This is a genomic window from Coleofasciculus sp. FACHB-1120 (assembly GCF_014698845.1).
Lineage (GTDB): Bacteria > Cyanobacteriota > Cyanobacteriia > Cyanobacteriales > FACHB-T130 > FACHB-T130.
Genome location: NZ_JACJTV010000006.1, coordinates 22,075 through 47,067 on the forward strand (window position 1 = coordinate 22,075; position 24,993 = coordinate 47,067).

At 44.0% G+C, this 24,993-nt stretch carries 27 protein-coding genes; 12 read left to right on the forward strand and 15 right to left on the reverse strand.

Going from position 1 to position 24,993, the window contains the following annotated elements; genetic code table 11:
* The first annotated feature begins 135 nt into the window (after positions 1-135).
* Positions 136-711 carry a hypothetical protein gene (locus H6H02_RS08145; protein WP_190816448.1) on the forward strand — a complete coding sequence of 192 codons (576 nt, stop codon included), beginning with the start codon at positions 136-138 and terminating at the stop codon, positions 709-711.
* A 94-nt stretch (positions 712-805) separates the two neighbouring features.
* Here the strand turns inward: H6H02_RS08145 and H6H02_RS08150 are convergent, their stop codons facing one another.
* From H6H02_RS08150 to H6H02_RS08170, 5 genes are all read right to left on the reverse strand, one after another.
* On the reverse strand, positions 806-3,085 hold the full coding sequence (locus tag H6H02_RS08150; RefSeq protein ID WP_199329066.1) for an ATP-binding protein: 2,280 nt from the start codon (positions 3,083-3,085) through the stop codon (positions 806-808).
* Between the two features lie 246 nt (positions 3,086-3,331).
* Positions 3,332-4,156, reverse strand: coding sequence for a M90 family metallopeptidase (locus H6H02_RS08155; protein WP_190816450.1), 825 nt, complete (start codon positions 4,154-4,156; stop codon positions 3,332-3,334).
* Between the two features lie 177 nt (positions 4,157-4,333).
* Positions 4,334-5,638: a hypothetical protein gene (locus tag H6H02_RS08160; RefSeq protein WP_190816452.1), complete on the reverse strand. Its 1,305-nt coding sequence runs from the start codon at positions 5,636-5,638 to the stop codon at positions 4,334-4,336.
* 335 nt (positions 5,639-5,973) lie between these two features.
* Positions 5,974-6,399, reverse strand: a complete 426-nt coding sequence (locus tag H6H02_RS08165; RefSeq protein ID WP_190816454.1) for a Spy/CpxP family protein refolding chaperone — start codon at positions 6,397-6,399, stop codon at positions 5,974-5,976.
* A 562-nt stretch (positions 6,400-6,961) separates the two neighbouring features.
* Positions 6,962-7,186, reverse strand: coding sequence for an addiction module protein (locus H6H02_RS08170; RefSeq protein WP_190816457.1), 225 nt, complete (start codon positions 7,184-7,186; stop codon positions 6,962-6,964).
* Positions 7,187-7,200: 14 nt separating this feature from the next.
* On the opposite strand from H6H02_RS08170, the gene H6H02_RS08175 reads away from it, so the two are divergent.
* Positions 7,201-7,344, forward strand: a complete 144-nt coding sequence (locus H6H02_RS08175; protein WP_190816459.1) for a hypothetical protein — start codon at positions 7,201-7,203, stop codon at positions 7,342-7,344.
* A gap of 90 nt (positions 7,345-7,434) precedes the next feature.
* Here the strand turns inward: H6H02_RS08175 and H6H02_RS08180 are convergent, their stop codons facing one another.
* Genes H6H02_RS08180 through H6H02_RS08190 form a run of 3 tightly spaced genes read right to left on the reverse strand, consistent with a single transcriptional unit; the run spans position 7,435 to position 9,228 of the window.
* Complete coding sequence (locus H6H02_RS08180) at positions 7,435-8,250, reverse strand: hypothetical protein (RefSeq protein ID WP_190816461.1); 816 nt, start codon at positions 8,248-8,250, stop codon at positions 7,435-7,437.
* A 53-nt stretch (positions 8,251-8,303) separates the two neighbouring features.
* On the reverse strand, positions 8,304-8,969 hold the full coding sequence (locus tag H6H02_RS08185) for a hypothetical protein (protein WP_190816463.1): 666 nt from the start codon (positions 8,967-8,969) through the stop codon (positions 8,304-8,306).
* Complete coding sequence (locus tag H6H02_RS08190; protein WP_190816465.1) at positions 8,950-9,228, reverse strand: BrnT family toxin; 279 nt, start codon at positions 9,226-9,228, stop codon at positions 8,950-8,952. The genes H6H02_RS08185 and H6H02_RS08190 overlap by 20 nt, the downstream gene beginning before the upstream one ends.
* Positions 9,229-9,356: 128 nt before the next feature.
* Between H6H02_RS08190 and ilvA the strand changes: the two genes are divergently transcribed.
* Positions 9,357-10,901, forward strand: coding sequence for a threonine ammonia-lyase, biosynthetic (gene ilvA, locus H6H02_RS08195; RefSeq protein ID WP_190816467.1), 1,545 nt, complete (start codon positions 9,357-9,359; stop codon positions 10,899-10,901).
* Positions 10,902-10,997: 96 nt separating this feature from the next.
* On the opposite strand, the gene H6H02_RS08200 is transcribed toward ilvA, so the two are convergent.
* Positions 10,998-12,107, reverse strand: a complete 1,110-nt coding sequence (locus tag H6H02_RS08200) for a vWA domain-containing protein (protein ID WP_190816469.1) — start codon at positions 12,105-12,107, stop codon at positions 10,998-11,000.
* Positions 12,108-12,346: 239 nt separating this feature from the next.
* Between H6H02_RS08200 and H6H02_RS08205 the strand changes: the two genes are divergently transcribed.
* The 6 genes from H6H02_RS08205 to H6H02_RS08230 all read left to right on the forward strand — a co-directional run bounded on the left by H6H02_RS08205 (position 12,347) and on the right by H6H02_RS08230 (position 15,999).
* The gene (locus H6H02_RS08205; protein ID WP_190816471.1) at positions 12,347-12,556 is read left to right on the forward strand and encodes a hypothetical protein; all 210 of its coding nucleotides are present in this window, start codon (positions 12,347-12,349) and stop codon (positions 12,554-12,556) included.
* 50 nt (positions 12,557-12,606) lie between these two features.
* Positions 12,607-13,929, forward strand: coding sequence for an amino acid permease (locus H6H02_RS08210; RefSeq protein WP_190816473.1), 1,323 nt, complete (start codon positions 12,607-12,609; stop codon positions 13,927-13,929).
* On the forward strand, positions 13,898-14,038 hold the full coding sequence (locus H6H02_RS08215) for a hypothetical protein (RefSeq protein ID WP_190816475.1): 141 nt from the start codon (positions 13,898-13,900) through the stop codon (positions 14,036-14,038). Before H6H02_RS08210 ends, H6H02_RS08215 begins: the two co-directional genes overlap by 32 nt.
* 88 nt (positions 14,039-14,126) lie before the next feature.
* Positions 14,127-14,357, forward strand: a complete 231-nt coding sequence (locus H6H02_RS08220; protein ID WP_190816477.1) for an addiction module protein — start codon at positions 14,127-14,129, stop codon at positions 14,355-14,357.
* Positions 14,354-14,656, forward strand: a complete 303-nt coding sequence (locus H6H02_RS08225) for a type II toxin-antitoxin system RelE/ParE family toxin (RefSeq protein ID WP_190816479.1) — start codon at positions 14,354-14,356, stop codon at positions 14,654-14,656. The genes H6H02_RS08220 and H6H02_RS08225 overlap by 4 nt, the downstream gene beginning before the upstream one ends.
* 239 nt (positions 14,657-14,895) lie before the next feature.
* Entirely contained in the window at positions 14,896-15,999 is a 1,104-nt protein-coding gene (locus H6H02_RS08230) for a hypothetical protein (protein WP_190816481.1), read from the forward strand.
* A 72-nt stretch (positions 16,000-16,071) separates the two neighbouring features.
* On the opposite strand, the gene H6H02_RS08235 is transcribed toward H6H02_RS08230, so the two are convergent.
* Entirely contained in the window at positions 16,072-16,614 is a 543-nt protein-coding gene (locus tag H6H02_RS08235) for a carbonic anhydrase (protein WP_190816482.1), read from the reverse strand.
* Positions 16,615-16,768: 154 nt separating this feature from the next.
* Here H6H02_RS08235 and H6H02_RS08240 point away from each other — a divergent pair, with 154 nt between their 5' ends.
* Positions 16,769-17,824, forward strand: a complete 1,056-nt coding sequence (locus H6H02_RS08240) for an agmatinase family protein (RefSeq protein WP_190816484.1) — start codon at positions 16,769-16,771, stop codon at positions 17,822-17,824.
* A gap of 286 nt (positions 17,825-18,110) precedes the next feature.
* Here H6H02_RS08240 and H6H02_RS08245 read toward each other — a convergent pair whose 3' ends face one another.
* The 3 genes from H6H02_RS08245 to H6H02_RS08255 form a co-directional block, all read right to left on the reverse strand.
* The gene (locus H6H02_RS08245) at positions 18,111-18,827 is read right to left on the reverse strand and encodes a carbonic anhydrase (RefSeq protein ID WP_190816486.1); all 717 of its coding nucleotides are present in this window, start codon (positions 18,825-18,827) and stop codon (positions 18,111-18,113) included.
* A 115-nt stretch (positions 18,828-18,942) separates the two neighbouring features.
* Positions 18,943-19,254: a P-II family nitrogen regulator gene (locus H6H02_RS08250; RefSeq protein WP_190456342.1), complete on the reverse strand. Its 312-nt coding sequence runs from the start codon at positions 19,252-19,254 to the stop codon at positions 18,943-18,945.
* 4 nt (positions 19,255-19,258) lie between these two features.
* Positions 19,259-20,230, reverse strand: a complete 972-nt coding sequence (locus tag H6H02_RS08255; RefSeq protein ID WP_190816488.1) for a sodium-dependent bicarbonate transport family permease — start codon at positions 20,228-20,230, stop codon at positions 19,259-19,261.
* 250 nt (positions 20,231-20,480) lie between these two features.
* On the opposite strand from H6H02_RS08255, the gene H6H02_RS27570 reads away from it, so the two are divergent.
* A complete protein-coding gene (locus H6H02_RS27570) occupies positions 20,481-20,615 on the forward strand; it encodes a hypothetical protein (RefSeq protein ID WP_277922532.1) in 135 nt (44 codons plus the stop codon).
* A gap of 714 nt (positions 20,616-21,329) precedes the next feature.
* Positions 21,330-22,436, forward strand: a complete 1,107-nt coding sequence (locus tag H6H02_RS27025) for a HAMP domain-containing sensor histidine kinase (RefSeq protein WP_242040622.1) — start codon at positions 21,330-21,332, stop codon at positions 22,434-22,436.
* A 195-nt stretch (positions 22,437-22,631) separates the two neighbouring features.
* Here H6H02_RS27025 and H6H02_RS08265 read toward each other — a convergent pair whose 3' ends face one another.
* Positions 22,632-23,651, reverse strand: coding sequence for a glycoside hydrolase family 43 protein (locus tag H6H02_RS08265; RefSeq protein ID WP_190816490.1), 1,020 nt, complete (start codon positions 23,649-23,651; stop codon positions 22,632-22,634).
* 7 nt (positions 23,652-23,658) lie between these two features.
* Positions 23,659-24,465, reverse strand: coding sequence for a phytanoyl-CoA dioxygenase family protein (locus H6H02_RS08270; RefSeq protein ID WP_190816493.1), 807 nt, complete (start codon positions 24,463-24,465; stop codon positions 23,659-23,661).
* Positions 24,466-24,993 lie beyond the last annotated feature (528 nt).

The following is a 24,993-nucleotide window of genomic DNA, read 5'->3' on the forward strand; positions in this document are numbered from 1 at the left end:
CGTTTCGGGTCTTTGGATGGCTTAGGGTAGGCTGATGCGTGATGAATGCATCAATATGGGCGATCGCACTAACAGACACCTACTATTAAAAGCAACCTACGGCAAAATAAGAGGGAGGTTAACACGGTCGCGGCTATGTCTAAAAGCAAAAAGCACAATCTCAAATGGCTCAAAGAAACCCTAGAGCTAAAAGAAGACCACAACTGGAAATCAAAGTCAGGAACTCGGATCTTCGTAGCAGGACGAGGAGCCTTGCGCTTCGATGTCCCTGAAGATTGGCATTTTGAACCGGATGAGAAGTCATTCCGGTTTTTAGACAAAAAGCCACCCAACGATGATGCTCGCTTAGAAGCTTCCTTTAATTTACTGCCGCCTGGAAACTGGAAAGATTTTCCCTTGGTTCCGTTATTAAAGAAGGTAGTTAAAGATGATGAACGTCAGCCGATCGAGCAAGGGGAAATTATTCAACTCAAGCGTCAAACCGCCCGCATTGTTTGGACTCAATTCAAATTTATTGACCCAGAAGAACACCGCGAAGCTTATTCCCGAATCTGTATTGGGCTAGGTTCTGGTGTTCAGTGTCTAATTACTTTTGACTACTGGGTGGACGATGCAGAGCGCTTAATCCCCGTGTGGGATACGGTTATGGAATCGTTAGTTCTAGGACTTTATATCCGCGATCCTCGAACCGGACTCGCATTACCCGACTAGAGTTACTTCCTCTAGAAGATTCTGAGCGCAGGCGAACTTGGAATGCAATAGTCCCAGGATTTCATTCTGAGAGCTTTGTGCAAGACCTTTGCGGTTAGACAGCAACCCTAACTTGTTGACGGATGGGAATCTGAATCGCAAACTCGCTTCCCTCACCAAGAGTGGAGAAGCATTCTAATTTACCACCATGTTTTTCCGTAATAATTTGATAGCTGATGGACATCCCCATCCCTGTCCCCTTCCCAATCGGTTTAGTTGTGAAGAAGGGATTGAATATCCGTTGCTGAATGTCTTTGGGAATACCAACTCCATTATCCGCGATCGCGATTTGCACCCATTGCGAATCAATCACTGAAGTGGAGATAGTGATTTGATCGGGATGGTCTTTTTTCTCCTGATAGGTGCAATTGGCTTTGGTTTCTTCGAGTGCATCAATCGCGTTTACTACGATATTCATTAAGACTTGGTTGAGTTGTCCCGGATAACACTCCACAAGGGGCAGTTTTCCATAGTCTCGAATCACTGCGATCGCTGGGCGATCTGGTTTTGCTTTTAGGCGATGTTGCAAGATCAGCAGCGTACTTTCAATTCCTTCATGGATATCCACTTCTTTCATGTCCGCTTCATCCAATCGAGAGAACGTCCTTAGCGATTTAACAATTTCTCGTATGCGTTCAGTCCCCAATTTCATGGATGAGAGCAACTTCAACATATCTTGGTTGAGAAACTCTAAATCTATCTCATCAATTCTGGCTTGAATTCCAGGCGTGGGAAGGGGATATTCTTGCTGGTAAAGCTGCACTAACTCTAGAAGATTCTGAGCATATTCATCGACAAAGGTGACATTGCCATGAATAAAGTTAACCGGATTATTAATTTCATGGGCTACTCCCGCAACTAATTGTCCCAGACTGGACATCTTTTCTGTTTGGATCACTTGTGCTTGAGTGCGCCGCAAATCAACCAGGGTTTGTGAGAGTTCTGCGGTTCTGGCTTCAACTCGATTTTCCAATTCGGCGTTCGTCTGCGCGAGTTCGTTAAAGGAATCTTGTAACTGAGACGCCATGTGGTTAAAGGATTGTGCCACCGCATCTAACTCTTTGATGTTGGTCGTTTCCACCGTTTGGTCTAACTGTCCAGTCGCGATCGCTTCGGATGCTTGGCTCAACTTTAAGATCGGACGAGTAATCCAGCGTGATGTATAGATTCCTAAAATCGTTGCTACTGCCAATGCTCCCAGACACAGGAGGATAGTTGTGCGAGTGTTGGCATTAATTTGGGAATTGAAATCAGATTCCGGCACGGTGACAACCACCAGCCAGTCTAACCCAAAGCGATCGCGCCAGGGCGTAACTTGAATAAACTGACGCTGTCCGTTGAACGTCACCTCAAGTTCTTGAGTATTTTGAAGGGTTGTGAAATTATTAAATTGTTTTTTTAATTTTTCTGCTACAGCGCGAATCAACGGATCTGGGGTTTCTAGCGTACTCAGGCGTTTTGTTTCACCATTGACTTTGTGTACAACTGGTTGAGTGCTGGAACTGCCAATCAGCAAGCCATCGCGTTCCATGATAAACACTTGTCCGGAAGGGCTAACTTTCAGGTTGCGTAGAAATTCACTCACATTTGTTAGCAGCAAATCTACCATCAAAAGGCTGCGTAACTTGCCCTTCTGGTCATAAATGGGATATCTAGCAGGAACTGCAACATAGTAATTAAGACCAATATCCGAAGTGCCGCTTTGGCTTTTTATTGCCTTGCCTGCTTCAGTAATCTCTACCGTGTTTTCAAATGCGTAGGTATAGATAGCAGCCCAGGCTGGCTTACCTTTTTTGATAATGTCTTTCACTCCGGGTGGCAATAAAGGATCAGCCTGATAACTCTGCACAAGGCTTTTCCGGTTTCCCCGTTGATCGGCGGTGTAATCCGATGCTGCACCGTTTCCAGGGAGATTTTCATAAACCAGGAGATTCACGCCATTAACCCAACGCCCAGCGCCTGATTCGGCACCATTCGGTAGAGCATAGCCAATATAGCTAAGTGTTTCAAATGCTCTAGCTTGACTCCAGAAATACTGCTCGCTTGTTCTGGGGTCATTCAGATTCAATCGTCCAGAAGCGATCGCATCTGCATTGATTTGGTTCAACTGCTGTGGCAGTGCCAAATAAGTATCCAAGTGTTCGTCAACCTGCTGACTGGCTTTGTCAATCAGTTGACTGGCTAGGTCATTGACTGCTTTCTGCCCGTTGATAAATGAGAGATAGCCAACTAACCCTACCGCGGCAAATATTTGTAATACAAAGGGAACGATAAGAATCAGACGCAAGGGAAACTGTTGCGTAGACTTAGCAGGACGAGCTGTTTTGATATTCAAGGGGGTCGCTCAGCAGAAAGTTTCAAGTACGTAGACAAAGGTATTGAATCTTACCTTATAGTTCCCGAATCTACTTTAGAAATATCATTTGAGCTTAAGTTTCAGTAGAAAGGCTTAAATGAGAGCGATCGCAGCTTAAGCCTTTAGGGCAATTGCGTGGTTTCGTTTCAGTCGGCGATTAAGTAGCCTCGCTTGCGGTCGGTATAGTTAGGCGATCGCACTCACCTTAGATGAAATTGAAACTATTTAAACCCACTGCACTGGATCTAGTTGATAGTAGCGTTGCAGTTGTTCGTAAAGTGCCGGATGCTTCTTCAGTAATTGGTGGGGTTTTTCAAAGAATGTCTCAGTCGCTACGGCAAAAAATTCTGCGGGATTCGTTGCACCGTAGCTATTCATTACTGTCTTTGCGCCTCGTTGAATATCATTGCAGAGTTGTTGATATTCTTCCGTCATCACTTTTGCCCAAAGGTCATAGTCTGAGTCTCGCTGCAAAATAGGAACACCCTCAGCTTTACCATCTTCTTGATCCAACTGATGAGCAAATTCATGAAGCACAACGTTATGTCCATCCCGCCAATTGGAAGTATCTTGTTTCACCTGTTCCCAAGACAGTACCAGTTGGTCATTTGTCCACGATTCTCCCAGTCTAGCTACACGCCTTTCTTCAACAATATAATTTCCGGTGTAAGCGGTTTCATTAACAAAATATGTGCTAGGGTAAACCAGAATTGAACGAAGTTTAGGAAAGTAGGTTTCTCGCTGGTTGAGTAGGAGTAAGCAGGCAACAGCCGCAATAATTACCTTCATTTCTTCTGTTACCTCTAATCCTCCACAACCAATAAATTGTTTCTCTGCTAAAAACACTTGAATGTGTCCCTGAAGCCGTTTTCGTTCAGCGGGAGAAAGAAAAAGGTAAATTGGAAGATTATTCTCAACAATTGCATTCCATAGGGGTAAAAAAGGACGCTGTTGCAGGCGGTTCCGTCGTCGTTTAACTAGGACCGGATTGACTAAAATCCCAGTGATAATCAGTCCAACGATCAGAAAAACAATAATTGTTTCAACCATCGACTTTTAAGACTTTTATGATTTCTGATTTACAAATAAGCTTGTGGATGAAATATCTCTGAATTACATTATAGGATTACGCCTTTGTTGCCTGCCTGAAAAACAGAGCGATCGCTCTCATGGTGGACGACTGACCATGAGAGCGATCGCGGATTCGGCTCCTTGCTCATTCAGCAGTTAGCAAATCTCGTCCAGATCGACCCACTTGTCATAGGATGAATCGTAACCAATGTAATGAATAAAGTATTGCTGGCCTTGGATCTTCTCAATTGTTGCAGAATACCAATCTTCTTCTTCATCATCCCAACCTTTTACCTTTTGACCCACCGTATATCCGTTGTCATCGGATGAGCCACTATTGGGAATACGAATGTCATCTTCGTCAATCCACTCATCATGGGATGAACCGTAACCGATGTAATGAACAAAGCATTGGTTATCTTTGATTTTCTGAAGCGTTGCTTGATACCAATCCTCTTCCTCACTATCCCAGACTTCTACTGTTTGACCTACTGCATACTGATAGGTATCTGATATTACAGTAGAGGAAACATCTTGATGGAGCTTTGGCTCCTCTTCCATAACTTCCTCTTTTACCAAAGTATGAGCTTTGAAAATTAGATTGCGAGCCACACTTTGAACTCCTGTATGCTCGTAGTAATTGGTTGTTTGATCCAAAAAAGCTGCGACAAAGTCTAAGTTATCATCAGCAATCTGGATAAAATTACCCAAACTATTAGAAATAGATTGCGGCGTGACGCCTGTCTTAGATACTAAATTCTGCATCCAGCCTTGCACAGAGTTGAAACCCTGAGTGAGAAAACCAAGTTTATCAGAGGGATTATTTCCTGGTAGAAAATTCTGGACGGCTAAAAAAACCGGATTTTGAGCTAATACGCCAGTATCAGCGCCACTAATCACTCCCTGAATTTTGCTGAGAAAGTCAGGACCCAATGGCAGAATTCCATCTATACAAACTAAAGCCATCATCCGCGTTAGGGATGCATCTTTATAGTTGTTAGCGAGAGAATTAGAAAATTCTTGTGGATTCGGTTGGGGAATGCCATTCAGTTTACAGAAGGCGATAATTTCGATAGCGATTTTTAGAACAAGGTCAATACTTTGAGTTACGTCTGCTTTGGGAGTGATGTTGCCCAAAAAAGAGAGAAAGCTTATTTTTTCACTAACTTTATTAGCTAAAGCCGCTGCTGCCATCGCTGTGTCTGCTTTATCAATTGTTTGATAAAGTTTGATTGCGGTCTGATAGCCTTGTTGAGGATCGTGATATAAAGCAACAGCGCGATCGCGGATTTTTTGAATTACCTTGGCATCAGTTTCTCCAGTAATACTACGGATACTATTATCAAACCCTACTAAGTTATTCCACTGACTTGGCACTACATAGTCAAGAGCCTTTAAAACTTTAACCGTGATATTATCAGTTGGTAGCTCATCAACCAACTGAATAATTGATTTTTCCATACGTTGCTTCCTTGAAAACTAAGGTTTTTTTTGAATTGTACTCGATAAAATTTTGAGCCTTGGATTTATTTATATTTCATAACTCTTTTGGAGCAATTAACTTTTAGAGGCAAAGCAAGCCTATAATTAATAGCTATGAAAGAATATTTATAAAATTATTGTTCAATATTCTTGGAAATCGAAACAGATTTTTTGCTTGATCAAAAGCAGTCTGTGTTTGATGAAAATAAGAGGGCATGGGAAGTGATTATTCCCATGCCCTCTTGATGCTATGTACTTGCTAGGTAAACTCTTTTCGAGCTACATTTTCTTACAAAGCAATCGCAATGCTCCCGTTAAAACTGTGGTTGTTGACGGCGTTGACGCCATTGCTGGCGCAATTGCTCAAGTTGTTGTTTTTGCTCAGCAGTCAACACTGCTTCCATTTGGCTCTTGCTACTCTGGCGAACCGCTTTAAGTCTTGTTTTTTGGTCTTCAGTCAGGTTTAGATTCGGTCTTTGCCGTTGCTCTTTAGCAAGGCGCATTTGTTCCTTTTGCTCTGCGGTGAAAATAGCATCCATTTGCTGCCGCGTAGACTCTTTAATTTGCTGCATTTGGGCTTTTTGAGCATCAGTCAAATTCAGCTGGTTATACTTCATTCCTGCGCCACCAGCGCGACCAGGACCAGCAAAGGCAACATTGGTGAAAGCGGGAATCATTGGGGAAGCGGCAAGCATCAACGCGATCGCTCCTGGCAAGAAGAACAAAGGTTTCATCTTCATAAGTGTGAGAATTCCAGGTTGTTAGTGTGCAGCAACAACGCATTTGATTGTTGTATTACCTTAGACCTGGCAAGAGTAAAGATGGTTCAGTCTTGGTTAAAACTCATCGTGTCCTGCACTACATATCTCAGATATATCGCCTACAGCCTTTACTAGGCAATAAGATGGGAGGTTGAGTGTTCACTTATGAAAAGCGATCGCGTAGCGTACCAAAGGCGATCGCACTTCTACATACAGCCAAAATTAATGTGAGCGATCGCTATAACTGAGAAAGCAACTTGTCGTAGTCTGTATGCGTACCAATCTAAAACCACACAACACCATTCTCGTTTCTCACGCCGACAGGACGATAACTTTTACTAACACGAGCAAAATCTAGACGAAGTGTGGGATGAACTTGCTTGAAGCAAAGACAAGGCTTCATCTTCAAGCTCTTCAAGGATAAATGCTGCAATCGCATCTTGTTGTGTTTCAGGAAGCTGCATGACTCTTGCGATCGCCTGTTGAAGTACCTTGGTTATAGTCGTTGCATTGTTGCAGAAAATACTATAAGACCATTATTTTATTGCTGTCTCTTAATCGATGCTTTGATTTCTTCCCAAATCAGTACATTGCCAGGATTCGTTTCATAGTCATTGATCCGAGCATCAAGTTCCTGGTTTTGTGGTGCTGTCAAATCAGGGTAAGCTTGCTCGGCTGCAATACTGTCCCAGATTGCTTGCACAAGAAGAATTCTATCTTCAATGCTCAGGGCTGCAATTTCATTTAACCTAGCTGTGATGTCCATGCTGAGCAACTTAAATGAAAGAGTTGGCAGTATACCTCAAAGATAGCGGACAGGGTTTTGTCTATGATGCGATCGCCCTTCGGGTAGTGGTAAAGTGCGATCGCTGTTTTACCCGATCATCTCCACTGTATGCGGATGGTTGTGTTGGTAGTGAATAATGATAGCTGGGTTTGCTTCGTAAACTCAATTTACTGCGCTGGGGCGAGTTCACTATTGCTAGAGGAGTCTAGCAATAGGTATTTGGATAGTTAAAGCATAAAATCCTTAAAAAATCCATCATAATTAATTTTACAGTTTTCGAGGTAAAAGATAAATTCTCGATGCCATGAAGTGTCCCAGCCATTCTGATCACACAGTTCAAGCAAGTCATCTTCATTCGTTATATTATTCGCTGTGATAATTCCATGCGTAGTCTTATTAACAACAAGTCCATTCCAGATAAACAAGGCATATTCAGGATAAATATCCTTAGAACGAATATGAGAAAACTCAGCGTATTTTCTAAGAGTTTCACCTGTTAATTCATCACAAACAATTTTATAGTCTTTTATTCGTTTGTTTTTGAGCTTAGATAGTGCTTTATCCAAGTCTCGACGTAATAATCCATAAATTTTCTCTACTTGAGGTGCCCTACGCAGAGCTGTTAACATCTCCCAAGAAACTTCTCTATAAGCTCGATGGTAATCATCTCGTGATAACGGCATTTTATGTTGAAGGCTAGCTGCAAGAGCTACTGCGTTAACATATTCGCGTTTTTCAATCTCTACCTTAAAGTGATCGGGTAGCAAAATAACCCATTTACTAGCAGAGGCCTTATCCGTTCTCAGCACTGAATGTACACGTTCCGAATCTAGCCATATTTTACCGTCATTTATATTGATTCTAATCCCTTTTATCCATGCATTCTCGATCTCAGCCAAGGTGCGTGGATTTAACTTTGTCTCAATCCATCCAATAGTTTTACCGTTTATACAGATACTTTCGCGTGTAACCTTAAGGCTATCGAGTGAGTGATAATATTCTGAGGGAACTAAATTACTCTGATCGGTGTAATCTTGACTCATAGTTCTATTAAGCTCTTAACAGTAATAAATTTCCATAAAAACTCTCAATTCCTCTATTTATTACGTTGCCCAAATTTCTCTGCGTGCTTCTCTAGATCATTTTTGATTTTTTCTAAATTCTGCCACGCTACATCGGCTCCCCGTATTTTGTTGCAGTCAGGATGAATCATTTTTGATAACGCTCTAAACCATCGCTTGATTAATCCTAAATCTTTCCAGTGTTGCTCTGTTATGCCTAACATATCCATTCGCTGAGCGCCCTGAAGGCGAATAAGAGCATATATTAAGCGATGCTGTTCTGACGAAAAAAACAGGGCATCTTCATGAAGAGGTTGACGAGTTGATATAACACCAGAATTAGTGTTTTCATCGCCACCATGTTCTTTCTTATGGCTACTCCCAAAAACAATCTGAATTTTTTTAAGAATCTTAAAAAATTCGCTGTATCCATTAGCTCTAATTTTGATGTCTAAGTCTTCTGAAAGTTTTTGCTTTATAGCTTGAAAGGAACCAAGTACGTCTTTGAGTTTGCGAAGTTCATCCTCTGATGATATGTTTGCCCATTCAATACTCAATTCTGAGACGTGATCTGATGAAGACATTTGCATCCCAATGCGACTTGCAAAACGGTTATATTTTGCATTTTTATAATCAAACTGGTACTCCGGCAAAAGTTCATCTTCAGATTTTGAAGGTTGATCAAAAGGCGTTTTGTTCATAATCTTCACGCTCTCTGCGAGTGACGAGACGGGCACTAATGATACGGATTGCATTTGGACGTTCAGTATAGCTGACTAGCAGCAATTGATTGTTCCGAGAGTGACCAATGATAATTTCCCGATGCTCATCTACTGAATGTTTCTCATCATCAAAGATTAGGGCAAGTGGATTGTCAAAAACTGTCTTTGCTTCTTCAAAGCTCACACCATGCTTCTTGCAGTTGATCGCTGCCTTGGTTTCGTCCCATTCAAACTCCATACCCAGATTGTAATGTTCTACATATTTATTCCATGCTTTTGCAGTCTAAGGCTGTCTGTATTGTAATTATGGTAAAGCCAGTGAAGTAAAATTGTCTTCCATCCGCCATCTGCAACCCCCTTCACCCCATGCTTTGCGACTACCTGGTACAAATCCTGACGGCTCGTGTCTACGATGTCGCCCAAGAAACGCCCCTCGAATACGCCCCAAACCTCTCCACACGACTGAATAACAAACTTCTGCTCAAGCGGGAGGATATGCAATCAGTGTTTTCCTTCAAGCTGCGGGGTGCTTATAACAAAATGGCGCACCTGTCGCCGGATATGCTGGCACAGGGTGTGATTGCTGCATCCGCCGGGAACCATGCCCAAGGCGTCGCCCTAGCTGCACGTCAGTTGGGAACGCGATCGCTTATCGTCATGCCTGTCACCACGCCGCAAGTCAAGGTAGATGCCGTTAAAGCGCGAGGGGGAGAAGTTGTATTGCATGGCGATACCTACGACGATGCTTATGCTTTTGCCCGTCAGATGGAAGCCGAAAAAGGCTTAACTTTTATTCACCCCTTTGACGATCCGCACGTAATTGCCGGACAGGGGACAATTGGGATGGAAATTCTGCGGCAATGTCAGCAACCCATTCATGCTATTTTTGTGGCGATTGGGGGAGGGGGATTGATTTCTGGGATTGCGGCGTATGTGAAACGGTTACGTCCCGATATTAAGATTATTGGCGTTGAACCCGTCGATGCCGATGCGATGCATCAATCCTTGAAAGCCGGGAAACGGGTGCGCTTGTCGAATGTGGGTTTATTTGCCGATGGGGTTGCAGTGCGGGAAGTCGGGGAAGAAACCTTCCGGCTGTGTCAAGAGTATGTCGATGAAATCATTCTGGTGGGTACAGATGACACTTGTGCTGCAATTAAAGATGTATTTGAGGATACGCGATCGATTCTAGAACCAGCGGGTGCATTAGCGATCGCAGGTGCGAAAGCCTACGCCGAACGGGAGCAAATCGAAGGACAAACGCTAGTTGCTGTTGCCTGCGGTGCTAACATGAACTTCGATCGCCTCCGCTTTGTCGCAGAACGCGCCGAGTTTGGCGAACGCCGCGAAGCCATTTATGCTGTTACAATTCCCGAACAACCGGGCAGTCTCCGTAAGTTTTGCGAATGTCTTGGCAGACGCAATCTTACTGAATTTAGCTATCGCATTGCCGATGAAAAAGAAGCTCAGATTTTTGTCGGCGTGCAAATTCAAAACCGTGCTGATGCTGCAAAGATGGCAGAAAGTTTTGAAGCTTGCGGGTTCAAAACCCTTGACTTAACCGATGACGAACTGACCAAATTGCACTTACGTCACATGGTTGGCGGACGTTCTCCCCTCGCTTGCGATGAATTGCTTTATCGCTTCGAGTTTCCCGAACGTCCCGGCGCATTAATGAAGTTTGTCGGTTCTATGAGTCCCAACTGGAATATTAGTATGTTCCACTATCGCAACAATGGCGCAGACTACGGGCGAATTGTCGTAGGGATGCAAGTGCCTCCCCGCGAGATGGAAGAGTGGCAGGCATTTCTTGATACCCTCGGCTATCGCTATTGGGATGAAAGCAAGAATCCCGCCTACAAGCTGTTTTTGGGACAGGAAAATTGTATCCCGCTCTCGCCCTATCGCTAATACAACAGGACTTACGCACCAACCAATTACAGATACTCCACGTAAGTCCTGTATGTTTCATACCAAGTTTCAATTAACTCTAGGGTACTCTAGGAACTATTGAAGTTTAAATCCTTTAGCTGCTAATTGCTTGCGAAGACTTTGAATAATTACAGAATCAAGAGTATTTTTACTTCCACTATCACTAACTTGGCGCTGTTTTTCAACATATTCACTACGTTTTTGATATAAGTCGCGGATCGTTTTTTGAATTGTCTCTCTTTCGGCTTTCTTAGTTACTACATATTCTTGCTTTTGAGCTAAAGTCATCCCTTGCATAGCTTTCGGCAAAGCATTATTTGGTAATTTCTCAAGGCTAACGATTCCCTTATCGAGAGCATCAATCAAATCCCAAGAAGCATTGTTGTAATAGGCAGAAGCTTTGGAGTTACCGCGCATCGCCAAATTCATGCCGGAGTTACTATCTTCAATCGTCTGACGTTGTTGTCCGACTTCTCCTTCTGCACCATAGGGAATGTAAGTTTGATTGAGCTTATCATTCCAAGTAGCTATTTTCTCATCGTAAGGAGACTTAATAAATTCAGTTTTTTCGTCTTGATTAATATTGAAGTGGCTACCTTGTGCTAAATCAGCTCCTGAAGCCCAAAGTTGTCGCTCCCGATCTTCTGATAAACCACAGTAGATAGTATTCACTAAAGTGTTTCCCTTAGCAGCGAGATCGACCGATTCCCTCCAAACTATCGGGCCTTGATCGAAGGATTCATTACCCGCAATAAAAATAACCCGAAAATCTTCTTTATTTTTACTCCAGTTTAATTCTTTTACAGCTGAGCGGATTACCCAGCCAGCATATTCTTGACCGCCGTTGGTTTGGATACTAAATAACTTTTCTGAAACTAAATCTAATTCTGGAGTAAATCCAGTTAAAAGTCTGACATAACCTTCTTCGGAGGGTAAACTATCATTCCCATAATGGTATAAAGCAACTTCTAATTCTGGGACTTCGCCATCTTTGGTTACTTTAGTTAAAGAGTTGACGATTTGCCAAAGTTGAGTACGAGTTTGATCTATGAGTCCATCCATGCTATTACTAGAATCTAAAAGGATGGCAATTTGAATTTTAGCTTTAGCAAAAGCTTTAGTGGGAAAACACAAAATGCTCAAGGTTAGGGCTGTAGCGAATAAAATTCGAGTTAGTTTCTGCATAGTTTTTCTAATTTCCTTGTAAACGAGTATTTTCTGCTAATCTCAGCTAAATTTAGCCGATTGCTATCTTCGTTGCAGAAAATGTAACAATAAGTACACGCAGAATCCAACGCTCAAACCCTTCTATTAGGAACTCAGAGAATCGGGGCATGAACTTCACACAGCTGAATCGAGTTTTGACACTCTGGATATACATCCCTGACGGTCTAAGCTAATTAATCGATGTTCCAGAGATTAGGTTGCGATCTCCGATAGTGCCGTTCATCCAGCCAGAGCGTTACTTTTTGCTCGTCGTTGAAGCGGATAGTGCGATCGCTCGCCGGATTGTAAACTCGCTAGGATTTGTTGCCAAAGCGATCGCGCAAGCGGTTGTAAAACCTTTATGTACTTTATGTACAAAATACTTTTCGGTTAACGATCGCGCTTCCACCCCCTACCCCCTATACTGACGAGCAGAAAGATTGCAAGATTGGGTAAATACAAGGATAAGAAAAATTCTATGGAACCGAATGCAGAAGCGGATTCACTCAAGCGAGTGTTTGGATTGCCGACGCTGGTGATTTATGGGGTTGGTGATATTCTCGGTGCCGGAATATATGCAGTGGTTGGAAAAATTGCCGGACTTTCCGGCTCTTTGGTTTGGGTTTCTTTCCTGGTATCCATGACTGTTGCTGCACTTACCGCTTTAAGCTATGCGGAACTTGGCAACCGAATTCCGCATAGCGGAGGAGTCGCCAGTTTCATCCACAGAGCGTTTCGCAAGGATTGGCTGTCAATCTTGGTAGGCTGGTTGATGTTTTGTACCTGCCTAGTTTCGATGGCGACTCTCTCAAAAGCGTTTGCAGGCTATCTCAACGCTTTTGCTCCAGCGATTCCATATTGGTTGATTATCCTGGCGCTATTTGCGGGTCTTGCATTTGTCAATTTTAGGGGAATGCAGGAGTCCTCAGCCTTAAATATTTTTTGCACATCTCTTGAAGTTTCAGGTCTTCTGATTGTTATATTTGTCGCCACTCTTTTCCTTATCGGGAACCCAGCAGGCGCGGCGAATCCGGTTCCCGTTCCCGTCCCCAACGCATCATCGACTGGTTGGATAGCGGTCGTTCAGGGAGCCGCACTCGCCTTCTACGCCTTCATTGGATTTGAGGATATTGTCAATGTTTCCGAGGAAGTAAAAAATCCCCAGCGCAATGTTCCGAGAGCGATTCTGCTTTCCCTAGGAATTGCAGGTGTCGTTTATGTTCTCGTCTCCTGGCTTGCCGTTCAGGTACTCAGTTCGGCGGAACTTGCCGCCTCGAACGCTCCTCTTCTCGATGTCGTTCAGCGATCGCAGCCAAATTTTCCAGCAGTCGTCTTTTCACTCATCGCCTTATTCGCCGTTCTAAATACTGCTTTGCTGAATTTTGTCACGGCATCGCGTCTGCTTTACGGAATGTCCCGCGAAGGATTGCTTCCAGCTTGGTTAGGAAAATTACATCCACGCCGAGCAACTCCCTATCGAACGCTGCTTGTCATTCTGCCGCTCGTCATTTTTCTCGCGCTGGCATTTCCGCTTGCATTCTTGGCTGGAACAACCTCAACATTGATTCTGGCAATGTTCTCTCTTGTCAACATATCATTGCTAGTCATCAAACGCCGAGAACCTCGAACCGAAGGGTTTCAGGTTCCTTCTGCGATTCCGGCTTTAGCGCTGTTCTCCAACCTGTTTCTCATTGCTTTCGCCGAGCCAAAAAGTAACATTGCGGCGTTAGTGTTTACAGGTTTAGGAATTCTGATAATTTTAATTCGCAATGCTCTTAGCAAACGATTGCCAAGCTCCTAACTTTATCTGCCATACAGCAGGTGTCAGCCACGAGCAGGCGAGCGCCACTCTCGAATTGGCAAAGAAAATGCTGGCTGACAGGACAAGCGATCGCCCTCTGACTGTCTAACTACTACAACGTTGCTTTCCTTGTTTCTGTTACATTCGTACTAATAATCAAGCTTAAGACGAAGCATGACCTGCAAGGAGATGCAAACATGACTGAAACAGCCGAAAAACTTAAGATTGAGCTTTCCCGGCTCTCCATGCAGGATCGTGCAGAGCTTGCCTACTTCTTAATCCATTCCCTGGATGAAGATGTAGATGATGATGCGGAAATTCTCTGGGCCGCTGAGTTGGAGCGAAGAATGCAGGGAATTACCAACGGCACTGCTTCGAGTGAACCATCTAGTAAGGTGTTTGCGGAGTTGCGAGAGAAGTATTCGTGAAACCGTTAATTATTCATAGTGAAGCCAGAGCCGAGCTAGATAGTGCGATCGCCTACTATGAAGAGCGCAAGGTAGGGTTTGGTCTTGACTTCCTAACTGAAGTAGAGCAAGAGCTTGGCAAAATCCAGCAAAATCCAAATCTGGGAGCGCTGTACAAAGTTTCGGGGTTGCGTCGTTATGTCATGCAGCGTTTTCCCTTTCTCATTTTCTATGCAGAGTTGGAGGAGTTCATCTGGATTGTTGCAATAGCGCACGGTAAGCGCAGACCAGACTATTGGAGAAGGCGACAAATAAAGTGACACCGCGAACCAGCTGACAAATCGTTAGTTAGTCTAGTTCAATACGGCTTTACTAAACTCAGTTAATAGACACGCCTACTGCACGAGCAGATCGCTTCATCCAACCCTAGCACTCGGAAGCATCTTCACTCACAGCCGTTATTCCCTGGTTGCTAGCTGACAGGATAAGCGATCACTTCTATCCAGGTGAACCTGACGGATGAAATGATGGAATAATAGGTTATTGTGGTGGGAAAAATATGTTGATTACACCATTAGCAGAGTTACAACTATCACATCGAAATAGTCTTCTTGTAGCAACACCTGACGGACAGCGAATCGTAGTTGCTTCACAAAGTAAAGTTTTAGTGCTTGATGAAAATCTAATGACTTTATTTGAATATGATATCGGATATCCAATTGATAATTTAACAATTAGTCCTAACGGTCAAATGCTGGCAATTACAAATGAAGAAGGTCAGCTTTTAGTTATTCAAATTGATGGGAAGGTTCTGTTTGAAGAAATACATCCAACTGGATCGAAAATGTACTGTAATGGATGTTTATTTTCAAACGATGGTACTCAGCTTTGGAATATTGTTGAAGTTGAAAATTACCAAGTCCAAGTCCAGTACCGTGAAACCGAAAAATGGAACGTTTTAAAAAGTACCGTTTTACAAAGTGGTGATTCATTTAGTTATTTTTCCTTCATTCCTCACCCAGAAAACAAAGTTTTAGCTGCCTGGGAAGCAGCAGGTCAAGATGGATCGTGGGTACACTGGATATGGGAAGATAAGGGAGAAATTAAAGTTCTTGAAATTCCAGAACTTGAAAATAAAATCCCTCCTGAGTTTCATCCCGCTGGAGGCGAGTTTTTAGTTGTTGACAACTTATCTGATTTGCGTTGCTATCGTTTTCCTGATTGTCACTTGATGGGAACTGCGACATTAGAGCTGGAGGAAGATTATTTTCAATATTATATGTGTTACCTGTCTGACGAACGAGCCATCATCAAATCAGAGAATGGTAGACTTCTTATTGTTAATTTAGATAGCCTGAAAGTTATTGATGAGGTAATATTGACAGGTTATGAACCTCGTCCAACTAACGAACTTTTCCCCAGCCTAGCTGACGAAAAAACTCTTTGCGGCAACCTTTCTTCATTCAAGCGTGTGGGGAAAAATCGGATTGTATCGATACACAACAATTTTTATGGAAAACAGCAAAGTACCTTACTAATTTGGGGAGATAATCTACTCTTTGGAGAATGTTCTCAACCCTCTCCAATGGCTCCGTATACAGCACAGTTAATTCAAAGTATAACGAATGCGAATGTTCAGGAGAGTAAAGGGAAAACGGAGTAGCGATCGCTCTATTGCTAACAACTCCTAGATTGGAGAAGTGGCAATAATGGCAATAGAAGCGATCGCCAGATCCTAAATCAACGTGACTTTTCCAGTATCAAGATCGTAACGACCTCCGACAATTTTGAGCTTTTCATCCAGCAATCGTTCCGAAACGATCGTTGAATTTTGCTTCAATTTCTCAATTTGATACCGAACATTGGCAATCACAGCATTATCAACCGGATCGCCCGATTCATCTTTTGCTTTAGCGATCGCAGCTTCTTCAAGCGGGATGTTGCGCTGCTGCAAATCCTCAGCCGTCAATTCAACAAAGCAGCGAGTATTCGTTAAACGGGGTACAGCCATGTATAAGCGTTTCGCATCTTTTAAAGCACGCGATCGCACCGGAATTTGCGGTGAATCCGGATTGCACTTAATTAATTTTGCTTGTTGCCAAATTGGTAAATCTGCTAACTGTTCAGCTGCTTTTTGGGAACCGACAAAGTTAGGAATGTGACCTTGCGGATCTCCGATGGCTACCCCCTGCTGCTTCAGCAAAGACCAAATATCAGCCCTCAGATTGTCCTTATCGGCATGATAACCACTCCAAGTTGTCTTGATGTTATTTGGCATCAGCGATCGCTAATTTGTTATGTTAACAAGTCCTTGTGGAAGATAGACTGGGATAGCAACCGACTCAGCTTGGCTCATCCCGAAACTTGCAATATCAACGCTAACATTTATCAAGCCACTTTTTGCTAACCCACTTTGATACAGGACATACTCAATGGCTACCAGAGAAGAAATCCTCCTAAACTTTGATCCTAGCGGTATTGGTGTCGATAACGGTAATCTCTTAGGACTTCCATTTGATTACGACTCTGCCAATATTATTGTGTTTGGCATTCCCTGGGAAGTGACTGTTTCCTATGGCTCCGGCACAGCTTTTGGACCAAATGCAGTTTTAGAATCCTCTCGTCAACTGGATTTGTATGACTTTGACAATCCAGAAGGCTGGAAAAAAGGTATTTTCATGGTAGAAATTCCCAAAGGTATTCAGCAGAAAAACGAGGTTTTGAGGCAGGATGCGGCTCGAATTATTGAGCATATGGAACAAGGGAAGCGTGTCGAAGACGATCCCGACCTCACGCAAGTCTTAAAAACGGTTAATCAAGAGTGTGAAGCTGTCAATCAATGCCTGTTTGAACAGGCTCAAGCTGCTATAAAACAGGGTAAAAAAGTTGCAGCAATCGGAGGAGATCACAGCGTACCTCTGGGAGCTATTCAGGCATTGGCAGAAAGTTACCCGGAATTCGGAATTTTACACATTGATGCTCACGCGGATTTACGCGATGCTTACGAGGGTTTCGAGTTTTCTCATGCCTCAATTATGTTTAATGCGCTGAAACTGCCCGAAATATCGAAGTTAGTTCAAGTGGGTATTCGCGATATTTCTCAAGATGAAGTTAATCTGATTCAACAGTCAGGAGGGCGAGTTTCTGCTTACTACGATCCTCAGTTAAAACAAAAGCTTTATGCTGGAATTTCCTGGTTGGAAATTTGCAAACAAATCGTTGCAGAATTACCACAGAATGTTTACATCAGTTTCGATGTCGATGGATTAGACCCCAAACTGTGCCCGAATACAGGAACTCCGGTTCCTGGAGGTCTAGAACTAGAGCAAACCTTTTTCTTGTTCCGCGAAGTTGTCAATAGCGGCAGACAGATTATTGGGTTTGATGTATGCGAAGTGGGGAATAGTGAGTGGGATGGTAACGTTGGGGCTAGAGCAGTTTATAAGCTCTGCAATCTGATGACATTATCAGAGCAAAACCTTTCCTAGCGATTGAGAAAATTCTAACAATAAGTGATGCTGGCACAAACTCTATCTTAAAAGATGCGATCGCTCTTTTTGTAAGCGCGATCGCCCTAACCCTGTAGCCCTTCGTGCTGCCTGTCGGCAAAGTCTGCATATTTGGATAGGCAGTTCGCCCCTACCTATCTATTGCAACCATAATTCAGCAGAGACAGTAGGGGCGATATTTATCTAGTATCACCGTCAGCAGAGCGAATGTTCGCGGCAATGGCATCAGCGTTGACGGAAATTGAGATGCCTGTTGTACGCAATCCTAAATCAACGTGACTTTTCCCGTATCAAGATCGTAACGACCTCCAACAATTTTGAGTTTGTCATCCAGCAATCGTTCGGAAACGATCGTTGAATTTTGCTTCAATTTCTCAATTTGATACCGGACATTTGCAATCACAGCATTATCAACCGGATCGCCCGATTCATCTTTTGTCTTAGCGATCGCAGGTTTAATCGCTTTGACAAAAGAATTCATGCTTCCAGGGAGACGTTCCCCCTGGACTGCGGCGGTGACAGCACCACAGCGTTCGTGACCTAAAACCATAATCACAGGAGTGCTGAGGATAGCTACAGCATATTCCAGACTGCCAAGCACCTCCGGAGTCACGATATTTCCGGCAACCCGGATATCAAATAAATCTCCGAGTCCTTCGTCAAACAAAATTTCCCCAGACACCCGCGAATCCGCGCAGGTTAGCAGAGTTGCAAACGGGTGTTGTGCTTGGGCAATTTCTTTAATGCGTGCCTCTGTTTGATCGGGATGATTAGCCTTGTGTTGCACAAACCGTTGATTGCCCTCCATCAAACGTTTTAGGGCGGCATCAGGGCTGGGAGGATCAACGGTCGCTGCGATCGCTCGATTTGCTTGCACGCCCCAAAATGCACTTCCTGTCACAGCAGCCATCAGCGCTATTCCGCCAGTTCCCGTTAAGTTCAAGAAATTGCGTCGCCCCATCAACCCATTGTTTTCATTCATCGCTTTTGAAGAAGTAAAAGTTGCAGAATAAACGATTCAAAGTTTAAAGCTGAAGCTAGACTTTACTTTTGTTTTTTAGTTTCTTCAGATTTCACAAAAGGCAAAATTAGCCGCCCTACAACGAAGCAACGCATCTCGTCGAGCGAATTTCCATCGCATCAGAAATGTAACAGCTGCCTCCAAACTTGTTGAGAATTGGTCGAATGATTTCCACCGCACCTTTAAGCTTTTCTGGCGCACAAAACGCGATGACATAGACATTATCCAGCATCGTCATGTCTAAATCCTCAGAACCGCCTCTAAGCCCTTGTCCGGCAACATTTCGGATGACTAGGTGCCCCGTTACACCTGATTTTTTCAAGCTGTCTAAAATTTTGCCAAGTTCAACTGAATTTGCGATGATTTCTATTCGTTTAACTGAATGCATGATGTTATCTCCAAAGCATCTCAATGCCGTACAGATATAAAGGAATTCCCACAATGATGTTGAAAGGAAACGTTACAGCTAGCGCGGTAGAAACGTACAAGCTAGGGTTCGCTTCAGGAACCGTTAAACGCATAGCGGCGGGAACAGCAATATAAGAAGCACTTGCACAAAGCACCGCAAATAAAAGTGCGTCTCCCTTCGGCATTCCGATAAATTTTGCAATGAAAAGGCCAATACCTGCATTGAGGATTGGGATTAGTATTGCAAAAGAAATGAGAAAAACGCCCGTTTTTTGCAAGTCCTTAATTCTTCTAGCCGCAACCAACCCCATGTCGAGCAAAAAGAAGGTCAGGATACCGTAGAACAATCCCTGAGTAAAGGGTTCCAAAGTGTGCCAACCGCGTTCTCCAGTTAGGACTCCGATTATCAGGCTACCAACCAGCAGAAATACGGAGCTATTCAGGAAGGCTTCTTGCAGCACTTCTGACCAAGAAAAATCTCGATCCCCCTGGTTGGCTGTGAATAGATTGACCAGAATCAGCCCGACGATGATAGCCGGAGATTCCATAAGCGCTAGGGCTGCAACCATATAACCATCATAATCAATCCCCAACTCGGTCAAAAAAGCCCCTGCCGTGATAAAAGTTACGGCACTGATGGAGCCATAAGTCGCAGCGATCGCTGCGGCATCATAGGTATCTAGCCTCAGCTTCAGGATAAAAAAGGTATAGATCGGGACAGCACACGCCATCACTATGGCTGCCAGCATGGTCAATAGGACTTCCTGGGTCAAGCCGCTTTTGATGAGTTCTACGCCTCCCTTAAAGCCAATAGAAAATAGCAGATAAAGTGACAGTAACTTGGGGAAAGGAGCCGGAATTTCAAGATCCGATTTAACAAAAACTGCCAGCATACCTAGAAAGAAGAATAGGATTGGTGGATTCAGGATATTAGAAACGATCAGGCTTGTATCCATATCTACTCCCCATCCTGGATAACCAAGAATTTGAAAAAGGTTTTAATCATGACTGAAGTGACACAGTGGTTCTACGCATCAGATGTTGCGTAGAACCACTGTATGGCAATTGAGCCGCTAAAAAGATATAGGAAATTTTTATACCAAGTATAAATAAAACCTTTCTAACTACCGAAATCAGCCGGGAGCTGGGTTTGACAAGAAATGAAGTCGCTACTGCAACAACAGCGCCGATTATGGGCGAATTGTAGTGAGAATCGCAGTACCTCTCCAGGAAATGGAGGAGTGGATGCCATTTCGCGATACGTTTAGGCTTAGCGATGAGGATGACAGCCGAATTCAGGAATCTGTTTTTGGGCTAGAGCGATCGCTCGTATACCCATGACGACCGAGACCTATTAAGAATTATCAACTCTGATAGGTAAAGCGCTTCATCCAGCCGTTTAGTGCAGTGACGTGTTAAATCTCATCGTCAGAAAGCAAAACTGACATAATTTTACCCTGCGACATACACCCTAAAGCCATCAGAGAATTGCCTTCTTGGTTTCTTTTTTGCATGAAGCCTTTCCTCTTCATCAAGTAACAGTTTGATTGACCAACGCTAGTTTTTAGAATACATTACCAAAAGTATCCCAATTAAAAGGACTTATTGACCAGACATATATGCATCGACTGAAGTGGTAGAAATCGGACTGTAGTGGTTAAAAATAATCCTTGAGCAGTTTTTTTCGCTTACCCCAAAGCTATTGGCAGATGATGTGGCTTCAAAATGATGTTTGCAGTTGGTTTACAGATAACGTAATTTTATTTGCAGCTATTGGGGTTTAGACTAACCTTTTATTTGCAATTTAATGTAGTTTCAATTATGTTTTAAAAGGCGGATTAAAGCGTTTGGGTTTGCAGTTTGCTACAATTACATCTTTTTGCTGCTTTTCCAAACTATTTACAATCTTTGGTAATTTAACCTTGTTTCCTACTTGACCGGGTGTACAGATGCATTACAACTTCTGTTGCTTGCTGCTCGAACCTGCTTGAACCCGCTCAAACCCACATCTTAGAAACTTTCCCTTACCTCCACTCATGCAGAGAATCAAGAACGATGTCTAATCAAGCTTCTGACCGCCTTCAGCAAAATGTTGAAAGAATTATGCATCTGTGGGAGAAGCGGGCGCGTGATGAAGTCAAAGCATCAATGCATCAGGTTTCTCTTGTCTTACAAAATTCGCTACCTCTGTACTTAAACCAACTGGTAGATGAACTCTCAAACAGAATTGACAGGACACCTGCCCGAATCGCATCCGACGAGGTAGAAAGCACGCGAATTGGCAAGAAGCATGGGCATGAGCGGGCGGGCTATGCTGACTACTCCATGAGTCAACTCATTTTCGAGTACCACATTCTTCGTCAAGTCATCTTTCAAGTTTTAGAGGAAGAAGCGCCTTTAGACGTGAGGGAACGAGACATCATTATCGGCTCCATTGAGCAAGCCGTTAATGACGCTGCTACTCAGTTCTCCGAGACGCTGCGAGATATTCAGGAGCTATTTATGGTGACGCTAACTCACGACCTCAGAGGCCCCCTGAATGTTGTAAAAATGGGAACTCAACTGACTCTGCGTCGGCTGGAGCGAGGAGATACCCACGTGGATGTAGCGGTGAGGATGATCAATGCGGTCAATCGGCTGGATTCGATGATTCAAAATCTGCTCGATGCAAGTCGGCTGCGGACAGGGCAGAGCTTAAAGATTGAATTTGAAGAATGCGATTTAGAGAGCCTGGTGCAGGAGGTAGTGGAGGATTTGAGCTTCGCTTATGGAGAGCGATTTGTTGTGGTTTGTGATTCTGCTATCAGGAGTTATTGCAGTCGTAAAGAAATACGGCGGGTGATTGAAAATTTAGCAATTAACGCTGTGAAATATGGTGCGTCTGGCACGCCGATTACACTCACGCTTCAGCAAACTGAAATGCAGATCAGCCTTACTATCCATAATGAAGGAGATCCGATTGACCGAGACGCTCAATCAATCCTATTTCAACAATTTCGTCGAACTATCTCTGCTGAGGAGCAAACGGGATGGGGATTAGGATTATTTTTGGTAAAGAGTATTACTGAAGCCCATCAAGGGACGATTGAGGTTGAAAGCGCTGAAGGCAAGGGAACAAGCTTTATCATCAAGTTACCCAAAGTTCCCGATCAGGTGGCATAGTGGCTAAGGTTCTTTGCTGATTTTGGTGAAAAGAAGGACGTTTGCCAATTTCTGTAACCTGGATTCTAGGCTAAAAACCTTTCCAGAAAATTGCCCGTATACATGACACTCCTCAACAGCGATCGCACTTGACATCTTGCCGCAAGCAGTCGCTGGAATTGCTTCGGTTTCGGCAAGCGCGATCGCTATGCACTGTTATATAGTTTGCGATGTCCAGGTAGGACCCTCGCAACGTGGGCCATCTGCCGTCCAAATCAATTTATCTAAGCACATCCGCCGCGCCGACCTGCCCGTATCCCAAGCATGGTAAGCGATGTAATCAGTTTTACCATCCGGCCCGACAACGATTGAGTTATGACCAGGACCGAGAACCCGATCGACAACAGTTTTCAAGACGCGGGGTCCGGCTTCATTCCCTGCATCCGAGTAGGGACCCATGACGCTATCTGCAACGCCATAATCAACGCCGTAGTTTTCCGTTTCCCAGCGCCCACCGCTGTAAAAGCAGTAGTAGCGATCGCCATGTTTGCGGACACTGGGACCTTCTAAGGTATGCCAATCATAGCGATCGCCATACATCAAACGGTTTGCCAAAAACCGCTGCCAGTCAGAGCGGGCACGTAAAACAACTTTCCCCTCGCCAGCCAGTTTTGTCATCCCTATCAATCGGTCTACCATCAGCGCTGTTCCAGCCCTTACCCCACCTTCTGTATCCAAGAAATCGCGGGCGTAGAACAGATACCATTGCCCATCGTCATCCCGAAAGGCATGAGGATCGATGGCGAAAGGACACGATTCAGGGTCTATGAGGGGTTCACCGATGTCTTGATAAGGCCCCAACGGGCGATCGCTCGTTGCAACCCGTAACTGATGCCGCTTGTCTTCGTGTCCTACGGAGTAGTAGAGATAGAACTTGCGATCGCAATAAGCAACTTCGGGTGCCCAATAGTTATCTCCCAGAGCAGCATCTGGGCGCAGCAGTGCATTACCCGCAAACTCCCAGTTTGCAAAGTCCTCAGAGCGCAAGAGGGGAAAGACGCGCTGTTTGCCGATTTCGTCCACCTCTCCCTCTGCTTCTGCTGCACCCGTGCCGATTGCGTAATATACTCCCTCGTGTTCCCAAACAAACGGATCGGCAAAATAGCCGTTGTACACCGGATTAGTGTAGGTGCGCTTGCTAGAGAATTCTTCAGGCGTCGGCTCAAATTGAGACATTAGCGTCCTAATACTTGAAATTCACGTAGGTTTCAACTTTGTTCTCTGGCAACTGCTCCACCACCTGGCACCGCAGCAATTCCCTTATTTCCTCTGGCAGACTTTCATAATAGTCTCGTTGCACAGTCAAGTCCACTTTCGCGGTATGCAGCCAATGCATCACATAGCCCATCACAACCATCGGTCTGGGAGTGTTTGTCCGGTTCGGTGAGCCTCGATGTAGCGCCAACGGCGAGCGAATCATCACATCACCCGGCTGCATATAAAAAGACTCCATCGGAATTTCCCCAGCAGCGACCTTCACTAACCCTTCCTCACGAGGCAAGATATGAGTTCCCCGCGCCATTTGAAACGGCCCATTGTCCGCCGTTACTTCTACCAGCGGAAAGTTAACCGCTAGCGCGTAGAGTGGCGTTACTATCTGATCTGAGAAAAGTGGGCGAAAGTCCCGGTGAATTTCTTGGTAATCCGAACCCTGTACTGGAATATCAGCCCCCAATTGCACCATCTTATATTCTTGGTAGAATACGCGATTGAGAATCCCCAAAATTACTGGATTCGCAAACACATCTACATTGGCAAAGGGAGCAACCCAAGGGAAGGTTAGATAGAAGCGGGCTTGTTCGCGAGGTGCCAGACCACCCGGTTGATTTTGGCGCTTTTGGAATAATTCATTAAAAGCATCTCCCCACTCTTCGATCAATCCTCTGTCAAATAGACCCCGGATTACACAAATTCCATCTCGATTGAGTTCTTCAGCAAAGCGATTTAGGTCAGTCGTCGTAAATTTAGCTGTATCTGTAGTTTGAATCATGTTGCTGTTCCTGCTCCAATTCAGGGCGTTAGAGTTGAAGTAAAATCTATCTTTACAAGAGCAAAGTGTTTCAGGAAGCGGGTTGGCTGCTCCCAAAACCTTCCGTGTAATTACTGCTTAACCAGGTGTTCAATCGTTCACTAAGTTCCACGTTTCGCGCTTATGGAATCTCCTGAACTTTGTAGATGAAACTGTGACCGAGTTGCTTAATCAGCAGGTAAAGAATGAAGCTGTACAACCTTCACTCATCCTGCAACCGTTGAATCATTAACGACTATCGTCCAATCGTCATTTCCATATCCACAAGCCTTAGCGACCTAGCTTCTCGAAGTTCCATCTTCGGCTAAAACTAATTCCTCATTACATAAAGAAAAACGTAGCGTCATCTACTAATTACTATTATTCCCCGCGATAGATGCGAAATAGCAATCGTTACCTGAAATCTTAAAAAAACTTTGAGTTAGCTGTGCAAGTTGAGCAACACTATTTTTATCTCGATGAAGACTGGCGATGAATAGTAAATGCTTT